Origin of the sequence: Acinetobacter sp. YH12255 (assembly GCF_013417355.1) — a bacterium.
Lineage (GTDB): Bacteria > Pseudomonadota > Gammaproteobacteria > Pseudomonadales > Moraxellaceae > Acinetobacter > Acinetobacter pseudolwoffii.
The window spans coordinates 1-26879 of record NZ_VPEC01000005.1 but is presented as its reverse complement, the minus strand read 5'-3'; the positions used below and the strand labels follow the sequence as shown (position 1 = coordinate 26879).

The following is a 26879-nucleotide window of genomic DNA, read 5'->3' as shown; positions in this document are numbered from 1 at the left end:
GTCATTCAACAGTTCTTCGGTATAAAATCTTCTATGAATATTGTCCTGCTTGACCATCGACAAACACAATCGGATCTCTGGACGATTTCATCGAAACGTCAACTGGAACATTTACAGCAGCATGTGCAGATTCAGGTTGGAGATACCTTAAAAGTAGGAGTGCTGGAAGGTCAGCGTTATCTCACCGAGATTGTCGAGATTTCTGAAAAGGCAGTGCGACTAAAACCGCTTCAAGAGGATGCTGTTCCAAAAAAATTACCCGTAACTTTAATTGTGGCCTTGCCACGGCCGAAAGTGCTGCGCCGTCTGATCATGGACAGTGTCACTTTGGGCGTGGAAAAAATCATTTTACTGCATAGTTATCGCGTCGATAAAAGCTACTGGCAAACCCCATTTTTACAGCAGTTAAATCATTATATCGAGCTGGGACTGGAACAGGCAGGGGATACGATAGCTCCGAAAATCGAGCTGTATAAACGTTTTAAACCTTTTGTTGAAGATATTTTGCCAGGCTTGATTACGGCTGACCGACCCGCTTATGTGGCACATCCTTATGCCGAACAATCCATGCCTTTTGCGATTCCGCATCCTTGTACGATGATCATCGGCCCGGAAGGCGGATTCATTCCGTATGAAGTAGATTTACTGGTTAAAAACGGCTGTCAGGCTGTGAGTCTGGGCAACCGTATTCTCCGCACTGAAACCGTGATTCCCTATGTCCTAGGTCGTCTGTTTAGCACGAGCTGAGGCATCTTCATTGCCTTCGCCGCGATAGACTTTGACTTCCTGTACCGGATAAGGAATTGAAATATGATGTTCGGCAAACGCCTGAATCACGCGTTCCTGCACCGCACTGATTGAGGTTCCTGTGCCTGTCTCAGTGGTATCGACCCACCAGAGCGCTTTTAAGGTAATGGAAAAATCAGCCAGCGCCGTGACATTGACACTAAAGCCCGGCTGACTGAGGATGGTCGGGTCTTTATCTAAAATGGCGGTAATCAGGTCTTTGGCTTTCTGGATATCATCTTCATAGCCAATACCCACTACAAACTCACAGCGACGGCGGGTATAGGCCGTGTTTACCGTCACGGCACTGGTATAGACCGTGGCATTGGGAATCACGATACGGCGGCCATCCGGTGAACGCAAAAAAGTCGCACGAATCTGGATATCTTCGACTGTGCCTTCCATGCCATTGACGATAATATCATCGCCAATCTTGAATGGTTCACCGAGTAAAATCAGCACACCAGAAAGCAGGTTCTGGAAAATATCCTTGAAGGCAAAACCAATGGCGACTGAACCAATCCCGAGGGCACTCATGAGCTGACCCGGGGTAAAGCCAGGCACGGCAATGACCAGTCCAATCAAAACACCAAAGAAAATAATAAAGGTACTGCCGACACGGTTCAGGACCAATACCAGATTCTGGCGGGTATAAGAGCGGTTCTCTAAAGTTTTGCGCACAAAAAACTTAAACAGTTTTGACAATAGCCAGAAGATGACAATGACCAACAGCGCAATACAGAAATAAGGCACACGCTCCCAGAAACCTTCCATGATCTTGTCAATGGTGCTATAGGCATCGTTGTACTTGGCAGTATGTTCAATCACGGTCTGGGTGGTTTTTTCAGTTGCCTGATGCAACAACTCCGTGGTGCCCTCAGTGACCTGGCTTAAGGTATTATTTTGCTCTGCCACAAAAATTCCATCATTTAAATTTTGCCTATTTTGCCTGATGTTGAGCAAAAAATTAAGAAGCGCTATCCGCCAGGAATGGATATTTCCTAAAAATAAGCAGACGGCTGTTAAAAATATTGTGTGGTTTTTTGCATGATCTCAGGCGGGATATGTGGCTGTTCTCCACCGCTCATATAACCCAATAAAGCCAGCGACCCAGATAGGCTCAGTAGTATCAGGACAATCATCAGCCAGGCCAGCATCTTTTCCCAGAGCAGGGTCATCCGCGCAGGGCCGTAGTCATTTATGCCGCGATCTCCCGAACCAAAAACGATATAAAGCCATACAAAAATGTTTACCAAGGGCAGCAACAGCAGCAGCGCCCACCAGCCACTGCGGTTCATGTCATGCAAACGGCGAACGGTCACCACTAAAGCGAAATAGGCATAGACCAGAATCATGATCAGCACGCCGATACCGGCCAAGCCTTGTAGTGAAAGCAGCCAGTTAGAATCCATTGAATGGACTGCAATATTCACAATATCAATACTTAAGCCCAGCGCAATACTGCTAAACAGGAAGATGAAATGTAGAAATGCTGACCACGCAATAAAACTCAGACGCCCGAAACGGCCTTTTATCGACAAGGGATGATCCGTTGCCACTAAAGCGGGAGGGGTGAAATAGGGAGATTCTGGCGATTTCATAAATATGATCCTGAACTGAACAAGACGAAATAAGAGCGAGAGCTAAATTCTATTTTTTAAAGGGCATTGCTACAGATCATACACAGTTATGCAGAATATTCTGTACTGTAAGTTGTGCTTTATTTTGTTTGAATTTGAATAAATAATCTACGACGAAAGCATGATTGCCGGATTCGAAATAAGCAGGCCATACTGCTATTATGCATAAAAAACAATCAACAACACAGCATTAACCTCTCGTGATGAGATAGAACAAAATCAAGGAAGTGACATATGCAAGAGATCTATCCAGTACCCGAAGATTTTAAAAAAACAGCACGCACGCTTGAAGACCAGTATTTCGAACGTTATCAACATTCCATCGAGCAGCCAGAAGCATTCTGGACAGAACAGGCACAACGTCTGGACTGGATCAAGCCTTTTACCCAAGTCAAAAATACCAGTTTCGATCCCGACAATTTTAAAATTGAATGGTTTGCTGATGGTCAGCTCAATGTCAGCGCCAACTGTCTGGACCGTCATCTGAAAGAACATCCCTATAAGCCGGCCATTATCTGGGAAGGGGATCATCCTTCACGGCACAAGATTATTTCTTTTGCCGAGTTGCATGACGAAACCTGCCGTTTCGCCAATGTGCTGAAAAAAAATGGCATTGCTAAAGGCGACCGGGTGATGCTGTACATGCCCATGGTCTCTGAAGCCGCGATTGCCATGCTGGCCTGCGCGCGCATCGGGGCGGTGCATTGCGTGGTATTTGGTGGGTTTTCACCGGATTCTCTGGCCAGCCGGATTGAAGACTGTCAGGCCAAAATGGTGATTACGGCCGATTCCGGTATGCGCGGCGGGAAACCGATTCCGCTGAAAGCCAATGTTGATGAAGCCCTGAAACTGGCTGGTACAGACTCCATTCAAAATGTAATAGTGGTGCATCGCACCGGCAACCCGATTGAAATGCAAGAGGGGCGCGACCTGTGGTATCACATGGAAATCATGTCGGTGAATGACATTTGCCCACCGGAACCGATGAATGCCGAAGATCCGCTATTTATCCTGTATACCTCAGGTTCGACCGGCAAGCCCAAGGGCGTGATGCATACCACGGGCGGTTATTTGACTTATGTGAATTGCAGTTTCCGCGAAGTGTTTGACATCAAACAGGATGATATCTTTTGGTGTACCGCAGATGTCGGCTGGATTACCGGACATTCCTATGTGCTGTATGGCCCATTGTCGAATGGCACCACGACTCTTATGTTCGAGGGTGTTCCGCAGTATCCGAGCTGGGCGCGTACCGGACACATTGTCGATAAGCATAACGTCACCATTCTCTATACCGCACCGACAGCCATCCGCGCCATGATGCGTGAAGGTGATGCCTTTGTGCGGGAAAGTGACCGCAGCAGCCTGAGAATTCTAGGTTCGGTGGGTGAGCCGATTAATCCTGAAGCCTGGAACTGGTATTACACCGTGGTCGGTGAAAGTCGCTGTCCCGTCATTGATACCTGGTGGCAGACGGAAACCGGCGGTTTTATGATTACGCCATTGCCAGGCGCGACTGATTTGAAACCGGGTTCTGCAACACGGCCTTTCTTTGGGGTACAACCTGCGATTGTCGATGCGGATGGTAAGGAGCTGGAAGGCGAAGCTGAAGGCAATCTGGTGATTAAAGATTCCTGGCCGGGCCAGATGCGAACCATCTGGGGTGATCCGGAACGTTTTATCGAAGCCTATTTCTCGACTTATCCGGGTACTTATTTTACCGGAGATGGCGCGCGTCGCGATAAAGACGGTTATTACTGGATTACTGGCCGGGTCGATGATGTGCTGAATGTGTCCGGACACCGTTTAGGCACAGCTGAAGTTGAAAGTGCGTTGGTGGCCCATGAAGCAGTGGCTGAGGCTGCTGTGGTGGGTATGCCGCATGACATTAAAGGGCAGGGAATTTGTGCCTTTGTCACCTTACAGGCCGACGTGACCAGTTCAGATGAATTGCGTGCTGAACTGGTGAGCTGGGTGCGCAAGATTTTGGGGCCAGTGGCGACACCTGATGCACTGTACTGGGCACCCGCTTTGCCCAAAACCCGTTCAGGGAAAATCATGCGCCGGATCTTGAGAAAGATTGCAGCCAATGAGCTGGATAGCCTGGGCGATACCTCGACATTGGCTGAACCACAAGTGGTGGATCATCTGATTGCAGAAGTACAAGCCAATCCTCGTTAAATAGCTAAAGTCCACAAGCAAAATACCGGCTGCACGCAGCCGGTATTTTTAGATCAGGAATAAGCTCTGCATGCTTTCGAATATAGCGCAACGTCTTGATCTGCTAAGCTGCCCACATGCTGAACATGAGTTAAAATAATGAATGTACAATCACCATATTTAGATCAATCTCCTGTCGATATTGCCCAGAAACTGGCAGAACAATTTGCCCAAACTGCCGCAGTGCGAGACAAGCAGGGCGGTAATCCCAAGCATGAACGAGACCTGATCCGTAACAGTGGTCTGCTCGGCTTGTCTATTCCTGTTGCCTATGGTGGACAGGGTGCAGACTGGCGGACAATTTTTAAAACCATTCAGACCCTGGCGCAGGTCGATAGCTCTCTGGCGCATATTTATGGATTTCATCATTTATTGATTGCCACCGTACAGCTATTTTCCCAACCTGAGCAATATGGCAAATGGTTTGCACAGACTGTCCAAAATAATCTGTTCTGGGGCAATACTCTCAATCCGCTGGATCGTCGTACCACGGCAACTCAAGTCTCAGAACATGAATATATTTTCCATGGTGATAAAAGCTTTTGTTCTGGTTCGATCGATTCGGATATGTTGCTGTGTTCAGGTTATAACGAAGCAGGAAAATTGCTGATTGGCGTGATTCCTACCCAGCGACAGGGTGTGAGCTTTCTAGGCGACTGGAACAATATGGGCCAGCGCCAGACTGACAGCGGCACCAGTCATTTTGAACAGGTCAACATTCACCGGGATGAATTGCTGCTCAATCCGGGGCCACTGAGTACGCCGTATTCCAGTTTACGTCCATTGATTGCGCAGCTGATATTTGTGCATATGTTTCTCGGTGTCGCCGAAGGGGCTTTTGAAGTTGCCAAACAGACCGTACAAACCCAAAAAGCCTGGTCAAAATCCTTGGCTGAACATGCAGTGAATGATCCTTTTACCCAAAAGCATTTTGCCGAGTTTTATGTGCAGCTGGAAAGCGTGCGTTTATTGGCAGATCAAGCCATTCAGACCTTGCAGAAAGCTTGGAATATCGGCCCTGATCTGACTGCCGAGCAGCGTGGTGAAGTCTCGATTGCGATTGCCACCGCCAAAATTGCCGCGACCAATAGCTCTTTATATATCACCCAGAATATTTTTCAGGTCATGGGTGCACGGGCAACGACTGCGCAACTGAATCTGGACCGGTTCTGGCGTAATGTTCGGACTCAAACCTTGCATGATCCGGTGGATTATAAATATCAGGAAGTGGGGGAATGGGTGCTGACCGGAAAAGTGCCTGATCCAAGTTTTTATTCCTGATCCTAATAATAAAACAGCCTCTATATGAGAAGCTGTTTTATTATTTTTAAGATGACGGGTCTTTTTTAAAGCTGCTTAAAAGCCTCGATTGCCCGGACACGGGAAGATTTTAAATCCACAAGCGGTTTTGGATAGTCCAGTTCACGGTCAGGGTTTTTGGCGTAGGGTTCATGAATGCTTTTGGCATCCAGATGCGCCAGTTCAGGCACCCACTGACGGATATAATCCCCATTCGGGTCGAACTTCTGTGACTGGCTGACCGGATTGAAAATCCGGAAATAAGGCACCGCATCCATACCCGTCGAAGCACACCATTGCCATCCGCCATTATTGGCTGCCAGATCACCATCAATCAGCTGCTGCATGAACCAGCTTTCTCCCAAACGCCAATCGATCAGCAGGTTTTTGCACAGGAACATTGCGGTAATCATGCGCACCCGATTATGCATCCAGCCGGTGGCCAGTAGCTGCCGCATCCCGGCATCTACAATCGGGATCCCGGTTTGGCCCTGTTGCCAGGCTGCCAAATCTTCAGGTGCATGCCGCCACTGGATTTTATCGGTATTTTCTTTAAACGGGCGATGTCTGGAAACGCGGGGAAAATCGAACAGGGTATGCTGATAAAACTCACGCCACAGCAGTTCATCCAGCCAGGTTTGTTGACCGAGATCATCGATCTGGAAATAGCCATGATGTTGTTTAAACAGCGCCTGAATGCACTGGCGGATCGAGAGAATGCCGATATTTAAATAAGGCGAGAGTTGACTGGTGCCATTAAGCGCTGGAATATCACGATCTGTTTGATAGCTGCTTAAGCGGTCTTCGATAAAATCATCCAGCATCTGTAGGGCATGAGTTTCATCTACGGGCCAAAGTTTTTCAGAATTTTCTATTGAATAGCGACCCGCAAACTTTTCCAGATCAAAATGTGTCAGCTCTGCAGGCAATTCGAGCAAGTCCTGAGACGCAATCACAGGATAAGCAGAAGGCACATCGAGAATCAGCCGCTCATAGCATTTTTTCTTAAAGGCACTATAGACTTGATAGGGTTGATTGGACTGATTGCGGATACTCGCCAATGGAAAGAGGGTGCGATCATGATACAGCTCGACCCGAATCTGCTGCTGTTCTAGTCGTTGCTGAACCTTGAAATCACGCTGTAGTTCATTGACCCCAACTTCAATATGTGCATGCACGCTATCAATCTGCAAGTTTTGGCAGAGTGCTAACATCTCATCAGCAAGATTACGCCACAAGCCGACTTCTCGCACAATTAAAGGAATATTCAGTTGTTCTAGTTGCTGTTTGAAAACCTGTAGCCGTCGCAGATAAAAATCGATTTTGATCGGCGCATCTTGATGTAACTGCCATTGCTCAGGAGAAAGCACCACCAAAGCCACACAGGGGCCTTGTTGAGTGGCATGCCACAAAGCGGCATGGTCTTGAATTCGAAGGTCTTGGCGAAACCAGATCAGATGCATGGTACTTTCTTAAATCAGGGAGTTAGCCTGCATTTTAGGCAATCTGCTACCGATGGAATAGTATTAAAATATTAATATGATAGGAGACTGATTTTTGCACGTACCAGTCTCTTTATACCATTAAGCTTTGGCTTGATAAATATTTTCCAGAGTATCCACCAAAGTACGGGTCATCTGGTCAATTTCATAATTCACTGTATCGCCCACCTGGATGTGCTTCCAGGTGGTCAGACGCAAGGTTTCTGGAATCAGGTCAATCGAAATTTCACTGTGGGCACGATCGACACGGTTCACGGTCAGGCTGCAGCCATTTAGCCCGATAAAGCCTTTTAGGAAGAAGTACTTGATATTGCCCTCTGGAATCTGTAAATCGATATGCAGGGTTTCACCGCGAGCTTCAATCTGGATGACCTTAGCCCTGCCTTCAATATGGCCATACAGATTATGTCCACCGTTTTCTGCACCGACTTTGGCAGAGCGTTCAATATTCACTTCATCACCAATTTTTAAGGCTTTCAAGGTGGTAAGCGCCAAGGTGACATTGGAAATATCAAAATGAATCTGTTTCTGCGCCCGGTCAATCGTGCTCACCGTGAGACAGACACCATTTACTGCCACACTGGCGCCAATAAACACATCTGCAAAAAAGCCGTGCTGATCACTGACCAACAGGGTAATAAAACCATCGCCTTTGCGAATCTCGATGACCTGTTCCAGGCCTTGGACAATACCGGTATACATAGTTAAAACGTCTATTCTTGCAATTGCATCCCATTGTAGGCAGGAAAGCTAAATCCGGCTAGCGCTTTACTGGACTGCTTGGTTTCTGTCCGGATAAAAAAACCCTCAAGCCGAGCCTTGAGGGGAAAATTTGCAATGTGCCGTCATTATTATAATATTTGGGCATAAGCACCACTTAGATTTAAGCGGATTTAGCCTGCACAACCTGCTGTTGTTGTACTTCTAGCTCACGCACCAATGGCAACACCTTTTCTCCAAAATATTCGACTTCTTCAATACAGTGCAAGAAACCGGAAAGCACCAGATCGACTCCAATATTTTTTAAAACTACAATACGTTCAGCAATTTGCTGCGGTGTGCCAATTAAATTGGTCTTGAAACCGTCGTTATACTGGACTAAATCTTCAAAACTTGATTTTGCCCAGTTGCCTTCGCCTTCAGTTGTCGAGGCACCGGCTTCACGTGTCGCTTCAGCAAAATTTTTCACTGCTTTGATATTGGCCTTATCAATAATTTCCTGTAACACCGCTTTGGCTTGTTCTTCAGTATCACGTGCGATGATAAAGGCATTGACCCCAATTTTTACAGTGTGATTATTGGCCCGGGCTTTTTCGCGAATATCATCAATCTGTTTTTTCAGCTCTTCAGGGGTGTTGCCATTGGTGAAATACCAGTCTGAAACACGTGAAGCCATATCGCGCGCCGCACGTGAACTGCCACCCTGAAAAATCTCGACCGGTTTATCCGGGAGCGGTTGTGGGCGTAAGGTATAGTCTTTAAATTGATAGAACTTGCCATCAAAATTAAAGTGATCCGTATTCCAGATTCCGCGCAAACTGCGAATAAACTCTTCTGAACGGGCATAACGCTGGTCATGCTCTGGCCATGCTTCGCCAATCGCATCAAATTCGCCACGGAACCAGCCACTGACCACGTTAATCGCAATCCGGCCATTGCTGAGCTGGTTAATGCTGGCCAATTGTTTTGCCGCAAGCGCAGGTTTCCACGGCCCGGGTAAAATTGCTGCAATTAACTTGATCTTGCTGGTTTGTGCGAGCAAGGCATGACTGAAGCTGACAGATTCATGCTGGTTTTCTGCACCATAGCTTGACGCAAAACGAATCTGGGTCAGACCATATTCAAAACCGCTTTTTTCTGCTGCTTGTGCCAGACGCACGTTATATTCATAGCTCCAGTCGGTACGCTGTTCGATGGTACTGACGACAAAACCGCCACTGACATTCGGAACCCAATACGCAAATTTGATGTCTTGCTGTATTTGCTGTTGTGACATATTTCAACCCTCGAAGTGAAAATCGCTGATCAAGCAACTTGCGTTTGCGCTGATTTTTTACTGTGCAAGCGGGATTCTGCTGCATCCAGACTTGGTACAGCCGCAGAGGGCAAGACTTCTTCTTGTTCGATTTGTTTATTGATGCTCAAGTTCTGGTTGGCCTGTTGGGTTTTTGCTTTAACGACTTCGGCACGTTGTCCTTTGGCCGGTGTCCATTCCAGAATAGGCAGGGCACGTGCTACTGCCAGGGTAATACGATCGCGGAGCAATTCACTGTGAATGGTATATTCAGGAGTGAAATCACGATCAGTCGCATACACGCCAATCGGTAAAGTCTGAGCCTGGAAGAAGCTGAATAATGGACGTAATTGATGTTCGAGCACCAGCGCATGTCGGTCACTACCACCTGAAGCTGCTAAAAGTACCGGTACATCGACCAGTGCAGTCTGCTCGACAAAATCAAAGAAATGTTTAAACAAGCCGGTAAATGAAGCGCGATATACGGGTGTACCAACAATCAGCGCATCTGCAGCTTCGACTGCGGCCAGATCATCCTGAACGCGCTGCGGTAATTGATTACGATAAATCGCACCACCCAGGAGCGAACCAATTTCACTAAATTTAATAAAATGTACATGAATTGGTGTCGCTTCACCCAGTTCATCAATAATGGCCTGAACCAAGGCTTCTGTTTTAGACGGATGATTTAAACCACCCGATACGGCAACAATATTTAAGGGTTTTTGCGCATTAAAATTAGACATGTTTAGAACCTGAAAAATAGGAGTAATCTCGGAATGTCCTTATTAATCCCGATTCAGTGCCGGGCTGTAAAATAACGAAAAGCTGAAAAGTTATCTGATTTTTCGATATATGAAAAAAGCCTGGTTTATAAGCATTAATTTTAATATAAGTTTTTGATATGTAGATTTATATTGAATATAGCTAAGCTTTTTAATTTAGGAATACGTTATATATAAAAAAGTGATGAGAATTAAATAATTATTGAAATACCGCGAAAAATGGTGATTTTGAAGAAAAACTGCATATTATTTTAAAAATTGTAGAGTCTTGCATATCCTTAACCGGGTTGTGTGGTTAGAATAGGGTCTACCGTGCCAAGATCTCTCTCACGTTGCCTATGAATATTTTAATCGTTGATGATCATCCACTATTTCGTCATGCCTTGATTCAGGCTGTACGTTATAGCCTGCCACAAGCCCAGATTCATGAAACTGCGGCAGTCAATGAATTTTATGAACGTCTAGAAAATGGCCCCGAGCCTGATCTTGTGCTGCTGGATTTAAATTTGCCAGGCGCATCAGGTTTTTCTGCCTTGGTACACGTCCGCGCGCAATATCCGTCGCTGCCGATCATTGTCGTGTCTGCGCATGAAGAAGTCAGTATTATCCAGCGTGCCATTGCGCATGGTGCCATGGGCTATATTCCAAAATCTGCCCATCCAAGCCATATTGGTGAAGCGATTCGCGAAGTGCTGGAAGGTGAGATCTGGTTACCGCCAAATCTGCCAGCCAATATGAACTTTGACCCGCGTGCTGCCGATGAAACGGCTTTGGCGGAACGGATCCAGTCTTTGACCCCACAACAGTTCCGAGTATTGATGATGGTGGCCGAAGGCTTGCTGAATAAGCAGATTGCTTATGAACTGGACGTGTCAGAAGCGACCATTAAAGCGCATGTGACTGCAATTTTCCGTAAGCTTGGCGTACAAAACCGGACACAAGCGGTATTGGCCATTAATGCACTGAATATTGAAGACCGGAAAATGTAAGTTCTGTATATCCGCATGGAAAAAGGCCTCCTTGGAGGTCTTTTTTTATCTGAATAATTCAGTGAAAAAGCATGCATATATTAAGCAATATAATCCTGCTTGCGGGTGAAATCATCGCAGAATAATGGATTTAAGGCACATTGCAATTCATCGATCTGATCTTCGGTGACATAACCCTTGGATTTCAGATACTCTGCCACGCGATCATCTCGCAGGCTCAGGAAAGTCGCATCATAAACACCCAGATCGACAAAGAGTGCAGCCGTTTCCAGACTGTTAAAACGGTCCAGATAGACTTCATTGTCATACATCAGGAAGATATGATCATCGCGCGTGTTCGGATCGACATGTAAACGCTGCGCTAGCTCATGCGGGCAGGTTTTAATAAATAGTAAATCAGACAGCTCGTCAAACTGGCTGGTATCCAGACAGTTATCTTCGTTTTTGACTTTACCCAGCCAGGCCTTAAACACCAGGACGGCACCACCACGCAGCAACATGCTCCAGATCTGATGACGAGTTTGCGCCGGCAGATCCGCTGTTTCAGCTTCTAAAGACTGAAGCAGTTTGTCTTCCTGCTCGGCAATCCGTTCAAACAGACCCAGTCCTTGCGGCTTGTAAGCATAAGGTTCAAAGACATCAAAATGTAATTCATCAAAAACTTGCAGTGCCAGCGGGACTGCACTCTGATACAGCGTTTCCAGCGCCTGATACTGGGCATCATTCAGCTTGCTGTATTTAAAGATCTGTGCCCAGTCAATGCTTGGCAATAAGGCATTGGCGCCATATTGACGGTGGAACTGCTGGGCCTGATTCAGGCCATGGTTTTGATCTATGTTCATGTGAAGAACTCCGATATGCAGAAAGATCAGCTACCCAAACAATCAAGGCATGTATGAGATGGAAACTGATCGTTTCTTATTCCTCTATTTTTAGAGCCAAGCATAGCTGATAAAAAATACGACTAAAGTTATAGTGCTGGAAAATTACCCTTTAATTATGAGTTAAAACAAATAGATAATTAATTGTAAATAAGTGTACTGCTGTACAGGTACAGATTGGTCATTTTTTGCCATGGTGAATTAGAAAATGAACATTTTGGTCAATTTATTCGGCTGTATTTTCGGCATATTTGCTGCTTTTAGCACATTAGAATAAATTTTATGCAAGCTAGGTGATTTTCTGTGGCAGTTGAGTATAAAAAATGCCCATTTTAAGCTTTAAAATGGGCATTCATGAATGCAATACAATCTTAGGAATCAGAAATTTTCAGTCCGGATAACCATGATCGTAAGGATGCAGGTTTCAGTGGTTTTTTCAGCAATACAATATTCAGCTCTTTCAGGCGCTGTGGCAATTCCGGATCGGAATCGGCAGTAATCAGCGCCACCGGAACATCATTGCGGCGCTGTTCCAGAATAAAGTCTAAACCGATCTTGTTCTGATTGAGATGCTGATCGACCAGCCAGACCTGAATATTTTCCTGCTGAATCAGCCTCAATGCCTGCTCTGGTTCGGTGGCTTTAAAGACTTGATAACCCCATTTGCTCAACAAGGTCGCCATCCCTTCCAGAATGGTTTCATCATTATCCAGACACAGGATTTTAAACGCCTTGGTTTTTAGTGGTACGGCCTGAACAGGTGCAGCGACGACTTTGGGTGCTGCAATGACAGGCACTTCAATCATAAAACAGGAGCCTTTGCCCAGCGCCGAATACACATGCACAGGATAATCCAGCATGCTGGTCATGCGTTGTACGATGGCCAGACCCAGTCCAAGGCCCTGTTCACCCCATGGAGAGGTATGGCCGCAACGTTCAAACTCCTGAAACAGCTTGATACGTTGTTCTTCGGCAATCCCCGGTCCGGTATCCCAGACGCCAATGCGGATATGATTCGGTTTGGTACTGGAGCGTAAGACCCCGACCATCACTTTACCTTTGGCGGTATAACGCAGCGCATTACTGACAAAGTTCTGGATAATCCGGCGAATCCACTGTGGATCGGTATCAATCCAGAACTGCGCATCATGTACACTGAATTGAATGCCACGTTGTGCCGCAATGGATTTAAACTGCAGTTCCAGATCACTGAGCAGGTCATGTAGCGGATAGGCCTGACGTTTCGGCTGAATGGTACCGCCTTCCAGTCGGGCAATATCCAGTAGCGCAGACAGCATGCTTTCTGCACCATGCAGGGCACGATCTAGTTGCTGCAAGGTCTTGCGGTCTTCGTCATTTTGCACGCTTTGTTCCAAGGCAGTACTGAACAGACGCGCCGCATGCATCGGCTGCAACAGGTCATGACTGGCGGCGGCAATAAAGCGGCTTTTCGACATATTGGCTTTGTCGGCCTGTTCACGCGCCAGTTGCTGTTCGGACAAGGCATCTGCCAGCTGTTGGGTACGATCCTGAACCCGGGCTTCCAAGACGGCTTCATTTTCACGGAAGGCAGTAATATCGGCAAAAGTCGTAACGAAACCACCCCCTTCGATCGGATTACCACGCATCTGAATGACCCGGCCATCTTTACGAATCCGTTCAAATTCATGGGCACTGCCGACCTGCATCCAGTGAATACGCTTGCGGACATGTTCTTCGACCGAACCCGGCCCACATTCACCACGTTCGGCGTTATAACGGATCAGATCTGCGATTGGACAGCCGACATAGACAATATCGGTCGGATAATCGAACAGTTTCAGATACTGATTATTCCAGGCCACCAGACACATGTTTTCATCGACTACGCTGACCCCTTGGGTCATGTGATCAATCATGGTCATGATCAGATTCTGGTTAAAACGTTGCCATTGCGAGGCCTGATCGAGAATGTTGGCGACCTGACCCAAGGCCAGGCCATTATTGACCATGGCCGTGGTCAGCAGGGTACGTGCCGAAGCTGCCCCGATGGTACCGGCCAGATATTGTTCGGTAAAACGCCACCACATGCCATTGGCGCTGCTATTTTCATTCAGTTCGACACTGTTTTGGGTACAAAATTGCTGAAAAGCGCGGGTAGTGGGCCCTTCACCGGTAATGCGCTTGGCCAGGGTAATCAGATCGCCGACTTTTAAACGCGCCACATCCTGATGCGAATAACTGACTTCAGTTGAGGGACTCTGCGATGGCAGTGGCTTGGTTTCATAATAGAAGAAACTTTCAGCCTGAATCTGTTCGGCAATACTCGGACGGAAAATCCGCGAGATCCAAATATATAGGATTGTATTCAGGCCCAGTGCCCAGACCACCCCATGCGTCAGCGGATCAAACGATTCGAAACCGATCAGCGCTTCAGGACGTAACCAGTTCCAGCCAAAAGGGCCGTTAGTGAGCAGACTTTGGCTAAAGCGGTGATAGGCTTCTGGCAGGCTGCGCAGAATGGTGGGAAACAGCAGGGTATAGGACCACAAGGCAAAACCGGTCAACAGACCCGCATATACGCCCTGCTTACTACCACCGCGCCAGTACAGGCCACCGATCAGGGCAGGGGCGAATTGTGCTACCGCACTAAAGGCCAACAGGCCAAAAACAGAAAGCTGATCAATATCATTAAAGAAGTTGAAGAACAGGAAGCCCATTAACATCACGCCCAGAATACAGATCCGGCGGGTAAATTTCAGTACCAGTGGCAAGCGTTTATCATGTCGGGAAATCAGTTTCAAACGCCATAGCGCTGGCATAATCAGATCATTACTGAGCATGATGGAAAGTGCCACAGAAGACACCAGCAGCATCCCGGTAGATGCGGAAAAGCCGCCCAAGAATGCCAATAAAGTGAGCCAGTCCTGATTATAGCTGAGGGGTAAGGACAGGACCGCCACATCTGGAATTGCCAGATATTGCGGCGCCGCATGCAATGCCCAGCTGGCAATCGGAATAATCGCCAGCGTGGTCAGAATCAGATAAACCGCAAACCAGCGCCGTGCACCGCGGATATGTTTTTCATCACGCAGCTCCACCACTGCCACATGGAACTGGCGTGGCAGGCAGATAACTGCCAGGGCTGCCAGCAAGGTCTGAACCCAGAAACTTTGCGGAACCCCAAACAGCTGGACATCACGGAAGGTGGTACTGATATCTGTGCTGATCTGTGCCATATTTCCTGGTGCTTCAAACATAAAGAAACAGGCGACTGCCAGCAGGGCAAAGAGCTTGACAAAGGATTCAAAGGCCACGGCCAGCATCAGACCGCCATGCTGTTCAGTATTGGCAATCTGCCGGGTGCCAAAGATCATCGCCAGAATGGCCAGTACACCGGTCAAAAACAGCACCCCATTGGTGGTGTTGGCAATTCCGGCAGATGGTTCCAGAATGACTGCGGCACTCAGGGCAATGGCGCGTAGCTGTAAAGCCAGATAAGGCACAATCGCGACCACTGCCAGAATGGTGACCAGCGATGCCAGCGGGCCACTTTTACCATAGCGCGCCGCGACAAAGTCCGCGATTGAGGAAATCGCATGATGCTGTCGTACCCGTCCTAATCGGCGCCAGATATCATAACCGACGGCAACGAATAACAGCGGGCCAAGATAGATCGGCAGGAAAATAATGCCTTCCCGTACCGCAGCGCCGGTAGCGCCATAAAAGGTCCAGGATGAACAGTACACCCCTAAAGTTAAACTAAACAATAGCATGCGCCCACGGGTACTCAGCCGGCTGGCATGTTTTTCCCCGTAAAAAGCGCAGATAAAGAGCAATGCGATATAGAGGGCAAGTACCCCTATGATGAGCCAACTGTTCATATAGCCTGATGTGTGCTGAGCATGCCGCTATGATAGCGCATCATGAACGCTGCAGTTTAAATTGGTCATTTTTTAACGACCAAAGTCTAAATTACAAGAACATATGATTCTTGTTAAGTTGTAATAGTGATAATTCGAATTAAAAAATAGGCAGCCCAAGGTTGGGCTTCAGGAGAGTAATTATGGATGAGGTACAAGTAGATCGCATTCTACAAAATCCAAAATTCAAAGAAATGGTTGCCAAGAAAAGTCGTCTTAGCTGGACGCTTACGGCAATCATGTTATTCGTTTATGTCGGCTTCATGCTTTTGGTCGGCTATAACAAAGAGTTTCTATTGTCTTCACTTTCAGGTGGTGTGACCACGTGGGGTATTCCACTCGGTCTGGGCATCATTGTTTTGTCGTTTCTCTTGTGTGGTGTGTATTCCTACATTGCCAATAACAAACTGGATCAATTGACCGAAGAAGCAATCCGTGAAGTTGAAGCAATCGCTCATGAAAAAGGACCACGTTAAGATGAAATGGAATTCTCTTATTGCCCTGGCGACCACCCTTATGGCTTCAGGTATGGCTTTCGCTGGTCCTGACTTGGGTGCAGCAGAACAGCAACCAACCAACTGGCCTGCAATTATCATGTTTGTGATTTTCGTAGGTGCAACACTGTTCATTACCAAATGGGCAGCGAAACAAACCACCAGCACCAAAGACTTCTATACGGCCGGTGGCGGTATTTCCGGTTTTCAGAATGGCCTGGCGATTGCCGGTGACTATATGTCAGCAGCTTCTTTCCTGGGTATTTCCGCGATGGTGTTCCTGTCAGGCTTTGATGGCTTGCTGTATTCACTGGGCTTTATGGTCGGTTGGCCGATCGTATTGTTCCTGGTGGCAGAACGTCTGCGTAACCTGGGTAAATACAACCTGTCAGACGTAGTGTCTTTCCGTTTACAGGAAAAACCGGTACGTACCTTGGCTGCTTTAAGCTCGCTGGTTGTGGTGGCGTTCTATCTGATTGCACAGATGGTGGGTGCAGGTCAGCTGATCAAACTTCTATTCGGTCTGAACTATAATATTGCAGTCGTGATCGTTGGCTTGTTGATGATGGCCTACGTGATGTTCGGCGGTATGTTGGCAACCACTTGGGTACAGATCATCAAGGCGGTGATGTTGCTGTCTGGTGCAACCTTTATGGCATTCATGGTCATGAAAGGTGTGGGCTTCAGCTTTACCAACATGTTTGAACAGGCGATTGGTGTCTACTCAAAAGTACATGACTTGAGCCTGACAGATGCGACCAAAATCATGGGTCCGGGTAGTCTGGCGTCTAATCCGATTGATGCGATTTCTTTAGGTCTGGCATTGATGTTTGGTACAGCAGGTCTTCCACATATTTTAATGCGTTTCTTCACGGTAAAAGATGCTAAAGAAGCGCGTAAATCAGTCGTAGTTGCGACAGGTTTTATTGGTTATTTCTACCTGCTCACCTTCATCATTGGTTTCGGTGCGATTCTGTATGTATCGAACAACCCGCAATTCCTTGATGTTGCGAAAATGGCATTGACTGGCAAGCTGGAGCTGGTTGGTGGTAATAACATGGCTGCGGTGCACCTGTCTGATGCAGTGGGCGGCGACCTGTTCATGGGCTTTATTTCTGCAGTCGCATTTGCCACGATTCTTGCAGTCGTTGCTGGTTTGACCCTGTCAGGTGCTTCAGCAATTTCGCATGACTTGTATGCCAACGTTTTGAAGAAAGGCCAAACCACGCCTGAATCTGAACTACGTATGTCTAAGATTGCGACTTTAGGTCTTGCGATCTTCGCGATGATTCTCGGGATTCTGTTCGAGAAACAAAACGTAGCCTTCATGGTCGGTCTGGCGTTCTCGGTTGCAGCATGTGCCAACTTCCCGGTACTGGTATTGTCTATGTTCTGGAAAGGCTTGACGACACGTGGTGCAGTGATTGGTGGTGTTGCAGGTCTGGTAACCGCAGTAACCTTGATTGTGCTGTCTAAAGCAGTATGGGTCGATACTTTGGGTATTTCTGATACACCAGTGAACCCGTTCAATGGTCCTGCAATCTTCGCGATGCCATTGTCATTCTTCTGCTGCTGGTTATTCTCTGTGACAGATAATTCAGCACAGGCTCAAGCAGAACGCAAAGCCTTTGATGCTCAGTTTGTACGTTCACAAACCGGTATCGGTATCTCAGGAGCATCAGATCACTAAGATTTGATATCCTGCAAAAAAAGTCCCGTAAGGGACTTTTTTTATGCCCTTATGCTCCAAATTTTTTAGAGCAAGCGCCGTACTGAATTTGGGTGCGCTAGATTTTACTTTGATTTTTTCAATCTTTGCATATAAATCGTACAGCTATATACTGCTTTAATCATGCTATGTTAAGCCTGATAAAATAACAATACATGCGTGCATGACTAGACAAACAAGAAGGGCAGTATGAAGCAATCTTTGCAGCAGTTCTGGCACAGTTTTACCCATCTGCCCTCAGCATGGCTGCTTTGTTTACAATTGCTGATTTTGATCTTGTCCATGTTGAGTTATGAAAACCTGCCCTATCGGGCAATCACCTGGATGCTCGGTGTCCTGGTGTTACTGGTCATTGCCAAGGTCATTCGCCAGACGCCGATGTTTACCATTTTAGGACTCAGCTTTGTGGCCGGCGCAATTCTATTTTCTTCACTGATTGTTTTGGGCCTGCGCTATACCTGGGTCTATGTGACGGCGAATCTGTTTGAAGCCAGTGCATATTTTAGTGCTGCTTATGGCCTGTTGCGTTATATGTTTCATGACCGCTATCTTACCAAAGATGAACTCTTTGCAGCTGGAGCGGTATTTACCTTACTGGCCTGGGGCTTTGCTTTTCTTTATAGTGTCTGCCAGTTATGGGTGCCTTATAGCTTTTCAGATCCTGACTTGCAAGCCCATCAGCCTTGGCTAGATTTGATCTTTCTCAGCTTTAGTGTCCAGTCCGCCACGGGCTTGTCGGATGTGATGCCGGTCAGTCCGCTGGCACGGATGCTGGCAATTATCCAGATGTTTGTCGGGGTGATGTATCTGGCGCTGATTGTATCCCGCTTAATTGCCTTGCAATATATCGCACGTCTACCTCATAAAAAGAACGTGAAAAATAGAGAAAACCCGCCTGAGTAATGAAGTTCATCCTTTTATTGTATTGGTTACAGTAACTTAACGGCTTTATTTTGTGTAACATCCTAAAATAGCAGGAGATCTAGCTTCCATAGACTGAATCTGTCTGATCATTTTGACCTTACCAATAATTATTTGACGCTGTTTGTCGATCCAATTTTTAAAAAATGGAGGAGGTATGCCTTCCACAAAACCATCCTGGTTTGCCAATATCAATCCAAATGTTTTTATTAGTACTGTCGCCATTATTGCGATATTTTTAGCGTTGGTCGTATTTGCACCCGATGCTTTTTCAGTTTTCACCCAGCAACTGAACCAGTGGATTACCACCTCCTTTAGCTGGTTCTATGTATTGTCGGTGGCGATATTTCTCATCCTTCTGGTTTATATTGCCCTGTCAGACATGGGTAAAATCAAACTGGGGCCTGATCATAGTCAGCCTAAATATAGCAGTACCTCCTGGTTTGCGATGTTATTCACTGCAGGCATGGGCATCGGACTAATGTTCTTTGGTGTGGCCGAGCCAGTAATGCATTATGTCACGCCACCTGCCGGCGAGCCAGAAACGGTAATGGCTGCACAGCAATCCATGCGAGTGACATTCTTTCACTGGGGGCTGCATGCCTGGGCCATTTATACGCTCGTCGGTTTGTCGCTGGCGTATTTTGCTTATCGGCATCAACTCCCCTTAAAAATTCGCTCAGCCTTGTATCCGCTGATTGGCAAAAAAATCTATGGCCCGATTGGGGATGGGGTCGATACCTTTGCCACCATTGGTACAGTCTTTGGCGTAGCCACGACTTTAGGTTTTGGCGTGACCCAGATTAACTCGGGTTTGAACTATTTGTTTGGCATTGAACAGGCACCCAGTACTCAGGTCATTTTGATTATTGTGGTCAGTGCCATGGCGGCGACTTCCGTATTTTTTGGATTAGACAAAGGAATTAAACGTTTATCTGAACTAAATTTGGTACTTGCACTGCTGTTGCTGATTTTTGTTTTTGTGGCAGGTCCGAGTATTTATCTGTTACAGACGACTATTCAGAATGCCGGCCAGTATGTTTCAAATCTGTTCAGTATGACCTTTAATCTGTATGCCTATCAGCCAAGTGGCTGGATTGGGGGCTGGACCATCATGTACTGGGCCTGGTGGATTTCCTGGTCGCCATTTGTCGGGATGTTTATTGCCCGGGTCTCGGAAGGGCGCAGTATTCGTGAATTTATCGTGGGTGTATTGCTGATCCCGACTGGATTTACCCTGATCTGGATGGGCTTTATGGGCAATGCTGCGCTGTATAGCATTATGCATGAAGCCAATACCAGCTTGCTAGAAGCAGTTCAACGTGATTCCTCTGTGGCTCTATTCGAATTTTTAGCTAATCTGCCTTTCAGCTCAGTGACCAGTATCATTGCGACTTTACTGGTGATGCTGTTCTTTGTGACTTCTGCCGATTCAGGAGCATTGGTGACTGATTATCTGACAGCAAAAAGTGAAAATTCACCGACCTGGCAGCGTCTGTTCTGGACCGTACTCATGGCTTTACTGGCTATCATCCTTTTACTGGCAGGAGGCTTAGAGGCTTTGCAATCGGCCACGATCATGAGTGCTTTGCCATTTACCTTCATTATGCTGCTGATGTGCTGGGGATTAATCAAAGCCTTACATCTGGATGTCACCAAAATGCATGCGCTGCAAGCCGCACGGATTACCCCGCGTGCGATCCAGAATCCGCGCAGCTGGCAACAGCGATTAGGCCTGATTATGCATTATCCGCACACTCAGGAAGAGGTGCAGCAGTATATTCAAAATACAGTGAATAAGGCATTTCTCAGCTTTCAGAGTGAATTGAAACGGCGCCGATTACACGTGACGATTAGTCCGCTAGAAGACGGTATACAGCTCCGTGTTGATCATCAGGATGAAATTAATTTTATCTATCAGGTCAATGCGACCCAGACTTTAAGTCCAAGCTTTATGTCGGAGCCGGAGTGTGCAGGAGCAGACTCCTATCAGGCGGAAGTATTCTTGAGAGAAGGCGGGCAGAGTTATGACGTGATGGAATGGACGCAGGAAGATCTGCTCCAGGATATTATTGATCAATATGAGCGACATTTGCACTTTTTAAGTCTGGTGCGTACACCGGAATAAGCGTATCTAAATCTGAAAATCAAGCAATAATAAAAAAGGACGCATCAAGCGTCCTTTTTTCTATTCAGCATCTAATTGAAAATTAGAAACGGAATTTAGCATTTACGCCAACAGTTTGTGTGTCACGTACTTGTGCATTTTGCGCAAGATTTGCTTCGTAGTTAGCATTTACATAAGTTGCGCCAACTGCAACAGCAGGAGTGATGAAGTAGTTTACGTTCGCACCCCAAGCTTTGTCTGGAGAACCAGCATAGCTAGATTCCATATAAGATGCGCCAACGCTTAACTGTGGGTTAAGGAAAAGCGTAGTACCTAGGTTGTAGGCAGTGTCTTCACCATAAACCAAGCCACTTTCAAAACCAATTGACATGTTAGTACCGTCAATCGCGCCTACATATTTAGTGCGGGCAGTGATTGCGTCTTGGTCTTCATCAATTGTTTCAGATTCTAAGCCAGCTTTAACAACACCATTAGAAAGAATGTTGAATGCATCATAAGAAGTTTGGTCAGCAACGCTGGTATAACCCACAGCCACCAAGAAGTTAGGAGCAACTAAAGCACCTAGTTCTAATGCATAGCGGTCGCCATTGCCGTCTGCTTTACCCGCTTTGTTATCCGCGATGGTATGGCTATAAGAAGCGCTTGCATAAACAGGCACAACTTTAGTTGGGATATAAGTTTCACCTTTCACGCCGTAAGTATGATTTACAGTACGTGAACGTCCAGCTTCTTCTTGACCATTTTCGCCATAGCTATACGCTAGAGCAACATTAGATGCTTGGTTTAGGAAAGCAGCTTCAGCTAAAGGACCTTTAGAAGCATCTACATCTTTAAAGTAATAAGTACCTTGAACAGCGCCAGTGAAGTCTTTGTCATTTGCAGTGTTATCGATGTACTCTGACTGACCTTGAACTTCGAATTGATATGCTTGAGCACCGGTCATCGCTAATAATACAGCAGTGGCTAAACCTAGTTTTTTCATGATATTTACCATTTTGTTACAAAAGATGTACAACATAGAACATATTGTATTGTAACAATTTATTAAGTCAATCCACTTCGAATTTAGTATTTTTTCGTCTTAAAATAATGTATTAGTTTTGTGTAATATTCATCTATTTAGCTTGAAATTGAATTTTATGTAAAATTTGTTTTATAACAAAAAGCTAGAGCTTAAAAATAGAACACTACGTCAAAGATTAAGAAGAAAATGTGTGGATATTATTATTCATTAATTGAATTGATTATTGATTTTTTATCGTAAAATTCAATTGATGTTTTAAGGATAAATTCATAAATATGTCAAAAAATATAAGATGAATTATATAATTCATCACGCTTTATTATAAATTGTACAAATTTAATGCAGAATTCCTCTAGAATTGTAATAGGTGTCTCTTTTTTGAACCAAAATGTGATGCTTTTTAATCTCGACTAGGCCAATCGGCTTTACATTGTTAATAGATTTTTACATAATATCAGTATCAGGTTAAAGTTCATGTTTCATTATGATTTAACGTGATTCTCCACAATTTTTTTATTGGCCCAGCTTTCCCCAAGGTTGGGCTTTTTTTTATCCGCATTTTTTATTTACTTTCTATTCATCTTCTAAGATAGAAACTGTTCTGTAGCAATGAACTTCAGCAATAAAAATAGTAAAAATAAAGCACTAAAATGGTGCATATTAATTCATTAATAGATGACCTAAAAATATAAGCACTAAAAAAAACCCCAGTTTTCATAGAAAACTGGGGTTTTTTCGCCAAAATTTGCGGGTAAACTAAAATATCTGCTGAGGAATAATTTAACTCGCCCTAATGCGGTGCATTATGCACCCAATTGTTGCATGTGTAAATAGTGCGGAAAGCAAGTTTTGATATTTTTTTTAATGCTTAAAAGTCCTGTATTTGTGTTGTATTTTTTGTAGGATAAAACCCATAAAACTTTAGCCTGAATTTAAAAAGTAGCGCTTTTAAAAATTAAAATCAAAAAAATATAGAAAAAACATTAACTAAGTTGAATTACCTACTTTAAGAGTATTTCATTTTATTTGTATAATAATCGCTCTATACAGCATTCTTTTGGCATTGGGGCGTAATAAAACAGCATGAACACCTTACGCTCAGGCTGGATCAGTAAACGTTTATACTGGGCTATGTCGATCATTATTTTAAGTTTGCTTTGTATCTGCATTCCCTTGATCGTCAGTAGTGGTCAAAATTATTTAAAATCGGTACAGACCTATCAACAGTTAGATGCACTACAACAGGTCGCTGATCTGGCCAATCGAATCTCCCGTGAGCGTGCTCCTGCCAATAAAGCCATGTCCAGTTCGGCAGAAGATTTTGCGCAGCATCAACAAGAATTAATAATTTACCGTCAGCAGGTGGATCAGCAGTTTTCCCAGACCGCTGAGGTATTGGCAGAATCCGGTTTCAACGATCTGAGTCAGCAACTTTTAAAGGTCAAAATCAGTCTTGACCATGGACGTGCCCAGGTCGATGCTTATACCCAGATGCCGCGTCAGCTGCGCAGTGCTCAGGAACTTGATCAGGCAATTCTGGCCATGTTTGCTGCATGGGACAGCTGTCGTGAAATTTTAAGAGGCGTGGTTATCGCTTCAGATAGCTCGTCGACTCATCTCTATCGTTATATTAGCCAGATTTTATTTTTATCCGATTTACGTGATCAGGCCGGTCGTGTGGCTTCGAGTATTATAGCGCATGTGACTTTTGCTACGCCTCTTCCCACGCAAAATATCACCCGTTCTTTACAGACTCAGCATCAGGTGCATTATCTTTGGGCATTGATTGAAACCATTCAACCGGCTGAAGACAAGACAGATGAATTTATCCGTTTACATCGCCGGGTAGAAACTGATTTTATTCAGCAAGGTCTGCCGATTGTTTCTGAACTGATCAATGATAGTGTGGAGAAACGTACCTATCATTTGACTGGAACCCAACTGACTGAAGCCATTGTCGATAAATTTTCGACCGTGGTTGACCTGCAAAGCTATCTGCTTCAGTACAGCAGAGAAGTGGCCATTCGGGAAATGACCACCAATATGAATCATTTGATCTGGACCGTATTGCTCTCTCTTATTTCCTTGCTTGCTGCCATTTCGACCATGATTTTTGCACGTAAGCAGGTTTTTTTGCCGCTCATTCAAGCTCGCCGAATACTTTTAAGTTTATCTAAACGTTCGGGCCGTCAGCCACCTGGTTTAAAAATACGCTCAGATAAGCATTCTGATTCTTTATTCGCTGCGATTCAGAAGTTACAGCAGATGTTACAAGAACGCGATGCTTTGGAATTCCGGTTAAAGAATATCGCGCATTCAGATGCCTTGACCGGATTATCAAACCGTTTTGCTTTGGAAGAATATATCCGTTTTCTGGAAAATCAGCCGGGTCAATTGAGCCAGACCTGTCTGATGATTATTGATATTGATCATTTTAAACAGGTGAATGATCAATATGGGCATATTATTGGCGATCAGGTGATTCAACTGGTGGCCGAGCGGTTAAAGGCCAATGTTCGGGCGACGGATTTGCTGGTGCGCTATGGCGGCGATGAATTTCTGGTATTGATTGAAAATATCCAGATGCAGCAGGCATTGATTGTGGCCGATAACATTCGGGCTGAAGTGGCTGAGCGTCATATTTTGACTGCAGCAGGAGACGAGATTCAGGTTTCGGTTAGTATCGGAGTCGCCATTGGTGCCGTGTCCTGGATGGCTTTATTGTCAAATGCTGATGATGCTTTGTTTAAGGCCAAAGCGAAGGGGCGCAATGTGGTGGCTGAGGTTTAAATTCTTAGCCCAGTACTTTTTAATTTAAATTTAAGCGAACTTATCACTCTTAGATGCTAATAAAGATGAAACCAGAACAAAGATTAGAGCAAATATTTAGAGAAAATGAAAACAAAGGTATGGCTGTGGCTATTACTGGATCTTGGGGAGTAGGTAAAACTTTTTTTTGGAAAAATTTTCTAAAAAACCAAACTCTTGAAGAGTATAAAAATGTTAGTAATTTCTATTACTATGCAAGTAAATTAAATTATATAAATGTATTTGAGAATAAAAAATATGCTTATGTCTCATTGTTCGGCATAGAAACTTTAGATGCTCTAAAGAATGAAATTGCCATAAAAATTGGTTGGAATCCACATTCTAGAAATATACATACTCATTACGGAATACCTCAACTTGTTAAAAGCTCATTAGCCCAATTCAAAGATATAAAACTTTCTCATTATGGAGTGAGTTCGAGTTCAAAGTTAATAGATTCCTTACTTTATTCAGAGGTAAAAAATTCAATTATTTGCTTTGATGATTTTGAAAGATTGTCTGAAAAAATTAAAATTCAAGATGTTATGGGTTTAGCAAATCAATTAAAGCTTGAAAGAAATTGCCAAGTAATTTTGATTTTAGATGAATCAAAAAGTGGAGATAATAAATATGCTGAATATAAAGAAAAATTGATTGATGAAACGATCAAGATTAACTCTGTTGAACCATTAATTCGTGAAAATACAAGAGATATAGATGAACCTTTAGTAAATTTAATGGTGAAATTTGCAGATAAATTAGAAATTCATAATTTTCGTTTTTTTCAAAAGGTCATAAAAATTTATAAAGAGTTTAGGGAGCAGTTCCCTGGAAAGATTGCTGATTCAACTAAACAAATAATTTTGATTAGGATTTTGCAAGGATATTTTTTAGAAAATTTTGGTAAGAAATATGAGTTGGACTGGGGTGATATTCGAATAGTAAGAGAAGAAGATCAAAGAGCGTGGTCTCAATCTAAAATTAAAATATATTCGATTTTAAAGGAGTTATCTTATGATTTTGTACGCACCGATACATGGCTAATTGAATTTAAAAAGAAGTTTGATCAAACAGGTGAACCAAATTTAGAGGTACTTATAGGTTTAATAAAATCTGATATGTACTCAGAAAAGAATAATATCATTAGAGAGCAATTAAATGAGTTAATGGAACAGTGGAGAAATTTAGAAGTAGATTCATTGTTTTGTCAGCATCTCTATGATGTAGCCCACCAACAAATCCCATTTGAGAACTTAGAAAATTTAGGTTTTTACTGTGATTTATTAAAAGAGTTTGGGGTAGAGCAATTAGCTATTCAACTCCAAGAGAGTATTAAGGAGTATCTATTTAATCAGTATGAAAGTAAAGGTTATCTTTTTGCGAATGAACATTTTAATTTTGGTTATAAGCCTGAAAATAGATTTCATAGTTACCTTAAATCTTTACAGGAGCAGAAGCCAAATCAAGGATTTCCTATCTTGATAGATGGGCAGAGTAAAACTTGAAGTGCGACATAAACCACCTAATTAATTTAAAGGGTTTATGGAGTATATAAAATTGTCATACCATCATCTTAACTTTGAAGATCGTACTGCATTAATGCTTGAGTCAAGAAAAGAAGGCTTTTCAGCCAGAAAATTTGCTGAACTCATTAAAAGACATCCTAGTACGATCTATCGTGAGCTTAAAAGAAATAGCATCAATGACGTTTATCAAGCTCAATATGCTTCTGATAACACCTTCGCTAGACGTAGACG

Annotated in this window: 20 protein-coding genes; 11 read left to right on the top strand and 9 right to left on the bottom strand. The window is 44.6% G+C overall.

The genetic code is table 11. The features are described 5' to 3' along the window. Nucleotides 1–33: 33 nt before the first annotated feature. A complete protein-coding gene (locus tag FTV30_RS03360) occupies nucleotides 34–747 on the top strand; it encodes a 16S rRNA (uracil(1498)-N(3))-methyltransferase (protein ID WP_180001009.1) in 714 nt (237 codons plus the stop codon). On the opposite strand, the gene FTV30_RS03355 is transcribed toward FTV30_RS03360, so the two are convergent. Both FTV30_RS03355 and FTV30_RS03350 read right to left on the bottom strand, forming a co-directional pair. Next, the gene (locus FTV30_RS03355; RefSeq protein ID WP_180001008.1) at nucleotides 721–1701 is read right to left on the bottom strand and encodes a mechanosensitive ion channel family protein; all 981 of its coding nucleotides are present in this window, start codon (nucleotides 1699–1701) and stop codon (nucleotides 721–723) included. The two genes, FTV30_RS03360 and FTV30_RS03355, sit on opposite strands and share 27 nt — an antisense overlap. 107 nt (nucleotides 1702–1808) lie before the next feature. Continuing rightward, nucleotides 1809–2387 (bottom strand): DUF805 domain-containing protein, encoded by a 579-nt coding sequence (locus tag FTV30_RS03350; RefSeq protein ID WP_159516479.1) that lies wholly within the window; start codon nucleotides 2385–2387, stop codon nucleotides 1809–1811. Between the two features lie 273 nt (nucleotides 2388–2660). Here FTV30_RS03350 and acs point away from each other — a divergent pair, with 273 nt between their 5' ends. Further along, complete coding sequence (gene acs / locus FTV30_RS03345; protein WP_074383876.1) at nucleotides 2661–4607, top strand: acetate--CoA ligase; 1947 nt, start codon at nucleotides 2661–2663, stop codon at nucleotides 4605–4607. A gap of 138 nt (nucleotides 4608–4745) precedes the next feature. Continuing rightward, nucleotides 4746–5927 (top strand): acyl-CoA dehydrogenase family protein, encoded by a 1182-nt coding sequence (locus FTV30_RS03340; RefSeq protein ID WP_180001007.1) that lies wholly within the window; start codon nucleotides 4746–4748, stop codon nucleotides 5925–5927. Nucleotides 5928–5992: 65 nt separating this feature from the next. Here FTV30_RS03340 and FTV30_RS03335 read toward each other — a convergent pair whose 3' ends face one another. The 4 genes from FTV30_RS03335 to msuE all read right to left on the bottom strand — a co-directional run bounded on the left by FTV30_RS03335 (nucleotide 5993) and on the right by msuE (nucleotide 10207). Then, nucleotides 5993–7408, bottom strand: coding sequence for a deoxyribodipyrimidine photo-lyase (locus FTV30_RS03335; protein ID WP_100534522.1), 1416 nt, complete (start codon nucleotides 7406–7408; stop codon nucleotides 5993–5995). 120 nt (nucleotides 7409–7528) lie between these two features. Beyond that, nucleotides 7529–8149, bottom strand: coding sequence for a riboflavin synthase subunit alpha (locus FTV30_RS03330; RefSeq protein ID WP_180001006.1), 621 nt, complete (start codon nucleotides 8147–8149; stop codon nucleotides 7529–7531). Between the two features lie 181 nt (nucleotides 8150–8330). Then, complete coding sequence (gene sfnG, locus FTV30_RS03325) at nucleotides 8331–9443, bottom strand: dimethylsulfone monooxygenase SfnG (RefSeq protein ID WP_180001005.1); 1113 nt, start codon at nucleotides 9441–9443, stop codon at nucleotides 8331–8333. A gap of 29 nt (nucleotides 9444–9472) precedes the next feature. Then, complete coding sequence (gene msuE / locus FTV30_RS03320) at nucleotides 9473–10207, bottom strand: FMN reductase (protein WP_180001004.1); 735 nt, start codon at nucleotides 10205–10207, stop codon at nucleotides 9473–9475. A gap of 377 nt (nucleotides 10208–10584) precedes the next feature. On the opposite strand from msuE, the gene FTV30_RS03315 reads away from it, so the two are divergent. Further along, nucleotides 10585–11235: a response regulator transcription factor gene (locus tag FTV30_RS03315; RefSeq protein ID WP_004281370.1), complete on the top strand. Its 651-nt coding sequence runs from the start codon at nucleotides 10585–10587 to the stop codon at nucleotides 11233–11235. 80 nt (nucleotides 11236–11315) lie between these two features. Here the strand turns inward: FTV30_RS03315 and FTV30_RS03310 are convergent, their stop codons facing one another. Together FTV30_RS03310 and FTV30_RS03305 are read right to left on the bottom strand one after the other, a co-directional pair. After that, nucleotides 11316–12077, bottom strand: a complete 762-nt coding sequence (locus FTV30_RS03310) for a hypothetical protein (RefSeq protein ID WP_005095093.1) — start codon at nucleotides 12075–12077, stop codon at nucleotides 11316–11318. A 410-nt stretch (nucleotides 12078–12487) separates the two neighbouring features. Continuing rightward, nucleotides 12488–15979 (bottom strand): PAS domain-containing hybrid sensor histidine kinase/response regulator, encoded by a 3492-nt coding sequence (locus tag FTV30_RS03305; RefSeq protein ID WP_180001003.1) that lies wholly within the window; start codon nucleotides 15977–15979, stop codon nucleotides 12488–12490. Nucleotides 15980–16161: 182 nt separating this feature from the next. Between FTV30_RS03305 and FTV30_RS03300 the strand changes: the two genes are divergently transcribed. The 4 genes from FTV30_RS03300 (at nucleotide 16162) to FTV30_RS03285 (ending at nucleotide 21290) form a co-directional block, all read left to right on the top strand. Continuing rightward, nucleotides 16162–16494: a DUF485 domain-containing protein gene (locus FTV30_RS03300; protein ID WP_004890697.1), complete on the top strand. Its 333-nt coding sequence runs from the start codon at nucleotides 16162–16164 to the stop codon at nucleotides 16492–16494. 1 nt (nucleotide 16495) lies between these two features. Continuing rightward, nucleotides 16496–18202 (top strand): cation acetate symporter, encoded by a 1707-nt coding sequence (locus FTV30_RS03295; protein WP_180001002.1) that lies wholly within the window; start codon nucleotides 16496–16498, stop codon nucleotides 18200–18202. 228 nt (nucleotides 18203–18430) lie between these two features. Continuing rightward, nucleotides 18431–19144, top strand: coding sequence for an ion channel (locus FTV30_RS03290; protein WP_005095099.1), 714 nt, complete (start codon nucleotides 18431–18433; stop codon nucleotides 19142–19144). 175 nt (nucleotides 19145–19319) lie between these two features. Beyond that, the gene (locus tag FTV30_RS03285; RefSeq protein WP_180001001.1) at nucleotides 19320–21290 is read left to right on the top strand and encodes a choline BCCT transporter BetT; all 1971 of its coding nucleotides are present in this window, start codon (nucleotides 19320–19322) and stop codon (nucleotides 21288–21290) included. A gap of 82 nt (nucleotides 21291–21372) precedes the next feature. Here the strand turns inward: FTV30_RS03285 and omp33-36 are convergent, their stop codons facing one another. Next, the gene (omp33-36, locus tag FTV30_RS03280; protein ID WP_257220456.1) at nucleotides 21373–22284 is read right to left on the bottom strand and encodes a porin Omp33-36; all 912 of its coding nucleotides are present in this window, start codon (nucleotides 22282–22284) and stop codon (nucleotides 21373–21375) included. A 1113-nt stretch (nucleotides 22285–23397) separates the two neighbouring features. Between omp33-36 and FTV30_RS03275 the strand changes: the two genes are divergently transcribed. The 3 genes from FTV30_RS03275 to FTV30_RS03265 all read left to right on the top strand — a co-directional run. Next, nucleotides 23398–25104: a diguanylate cyclase gene (locus tag FTV30_RS03275; protein WP_180000999.1), complete on the top strand. Its 1707-nt coding sequence runs from the start codon at nucleotides 23398–23400 to the stop codon at nucleotides 25102–25104. A 65-nt stretch (nucleotides 25105–25169) separates the two neighbouring features. Further along, a complete protein-coding gene (locus FTV30_RS03270; protein ID WP_180000998.1) occupies nucleotides 25170–26627 on the top strand; it encodes a P-loop NTPase fold protein in 1458 nt (485 codons plus the stop codon). A 94-nt stretch (nucleotides 26628–26721) separates the two neighbouring features. Beyond that, on the top strand, nucleotides 26722–26879 hold a 158-nt coding region (locus FTV30_RS03265; protein WP_240487635.1), incomplete at its 3' end, for a helix-turn-helix domain-containing protein.

Excerpts from the sequence above, each read along its gene's own strand:
- FTV30_RS03300 (WP_004890697.1), top strand. The coding sequence starts at position 16,162 with ATGGATGAGGTACAAGTAGATCGCATTCTACAAAATCCAAAATTCAAA.
- FTV30_RS03315 (WP_004281370.1), top strand. The coding sequence starts at position 10,585 with ATGAATATTTTAATCGTTGATGATCATCCACTATTTCGTCATGCCTTG.
- FTV30_RS03270 (WP_180000998.1), top strand. The coding sequence starts at position 25,170 with ATGAAACCAGAACAAAGATTAGAGCAAATATTTAGAGAAAATGAAAAC.
- FTV30_RS03330 (WP_180001006.1), bottom strand. The coding sequence starts at position 8,149 with ATGTATACCGGTATTGTCCAAGGCCTGGAACAGGTCATCGAGATTCGC.
- FTV30_RS03275 (WP_180000999.1), top strand. The coding sequence starts at position 23,398 with ATGAACACCTTACGCTCAGGCTGGATCAGTAAACGTTTATACTGGGCT.
- acs (WP_074383876.1), top strand. The coding sequence starts at position 2,661 with ATGCAAGAGATCTATCCAGTACCCGAAGATTTTAAAAAAACAGCACGC.
- FTV30_RS03295 (WP_180001002.1), top strand. The coding sequence starts at position 16,496 with ATGAAATGGAATTCTCTTATTGCCCTGGCGACCACCCTTATGGCTTCA.
- FTV30_RS03290 (WP_005095099.1), top strand. The coding sequence starts at position 18,431 with ATGAAGCAATCTTTGCAGCAGTTCTGGCACAGTTTTACCCATCTGCCC.
- FTV30_RS03335 (WP_100534522.1), bottom strand. The coding sequence starts at position 7,408 with ATGCATCTGATCTGGTTTCGCCAAGACCTTCGAATTCAAGACCATGCC.
- FTV30_RS03305 (WP_180001003.1), bottom strand. The coding sequence starts at position 15,979 with ATGAACAGTTGGCTCATCATAGGGGTACTTGCCCTCTATATCGCATTG.
- omp33-36 (WP_257220456.1), bottom strand. The coding sequence starts at position 22,284 with ATGGTAAATATCATGAAAAAACTAGGTTTAGCCACTGCTGTATTATTA.
- sfnG (WP_180001005.1), bottom strand. The coding sequence starts at position 9,443 with ATGTCACAACAGCAAATACAGCAAGACATCAAATTTGCGTATTGGGTT.
- FTV30_RS03340 (WP_180001007.1), top strand. The coding sequence starts at position 4,746 with ATGAATGTACAATCACCATATTTAGATCAATCTCCTGTCGATATTGCC.
- FTV30_RS03360 (WP_180001009.1), top strand. The coding sequence starts at position 34 with ATGAATATTGTCCTGCTTGACCATCGACAAACACAATCGGATCTCTGG.
- FTV30_RS03285 (WP_180001001.1), top strand. The coding sequence starts at position 19,320 with ATGCCTTCCACAAAACCATCCTGGTTTGCCAATATCAATCCAAATGTT.
- FTV30_RS03310 (WP_005095093.1), bottom strand. The coding sequence starts at position 12,077 with ATGAACATAGATCAAAACCATGGCCTGAATCAGGCCCAGCAGTTCCAC.
- FTV30_RS03350 (WP_159516479.1), bottom strand. The coding sequence starts at position 2,387 with ATGAAATCGCCAGAATCTCCCTATTTCACCCCTCCCGCTTTAGTGGCA.
- msuE (WP_180001004.1), bottom strand. The coding sequence starts at position 10,207 with ATGTCTAATTTTAATGCGCAAAAACCCTTAAATATTGTTGCCGTATCG.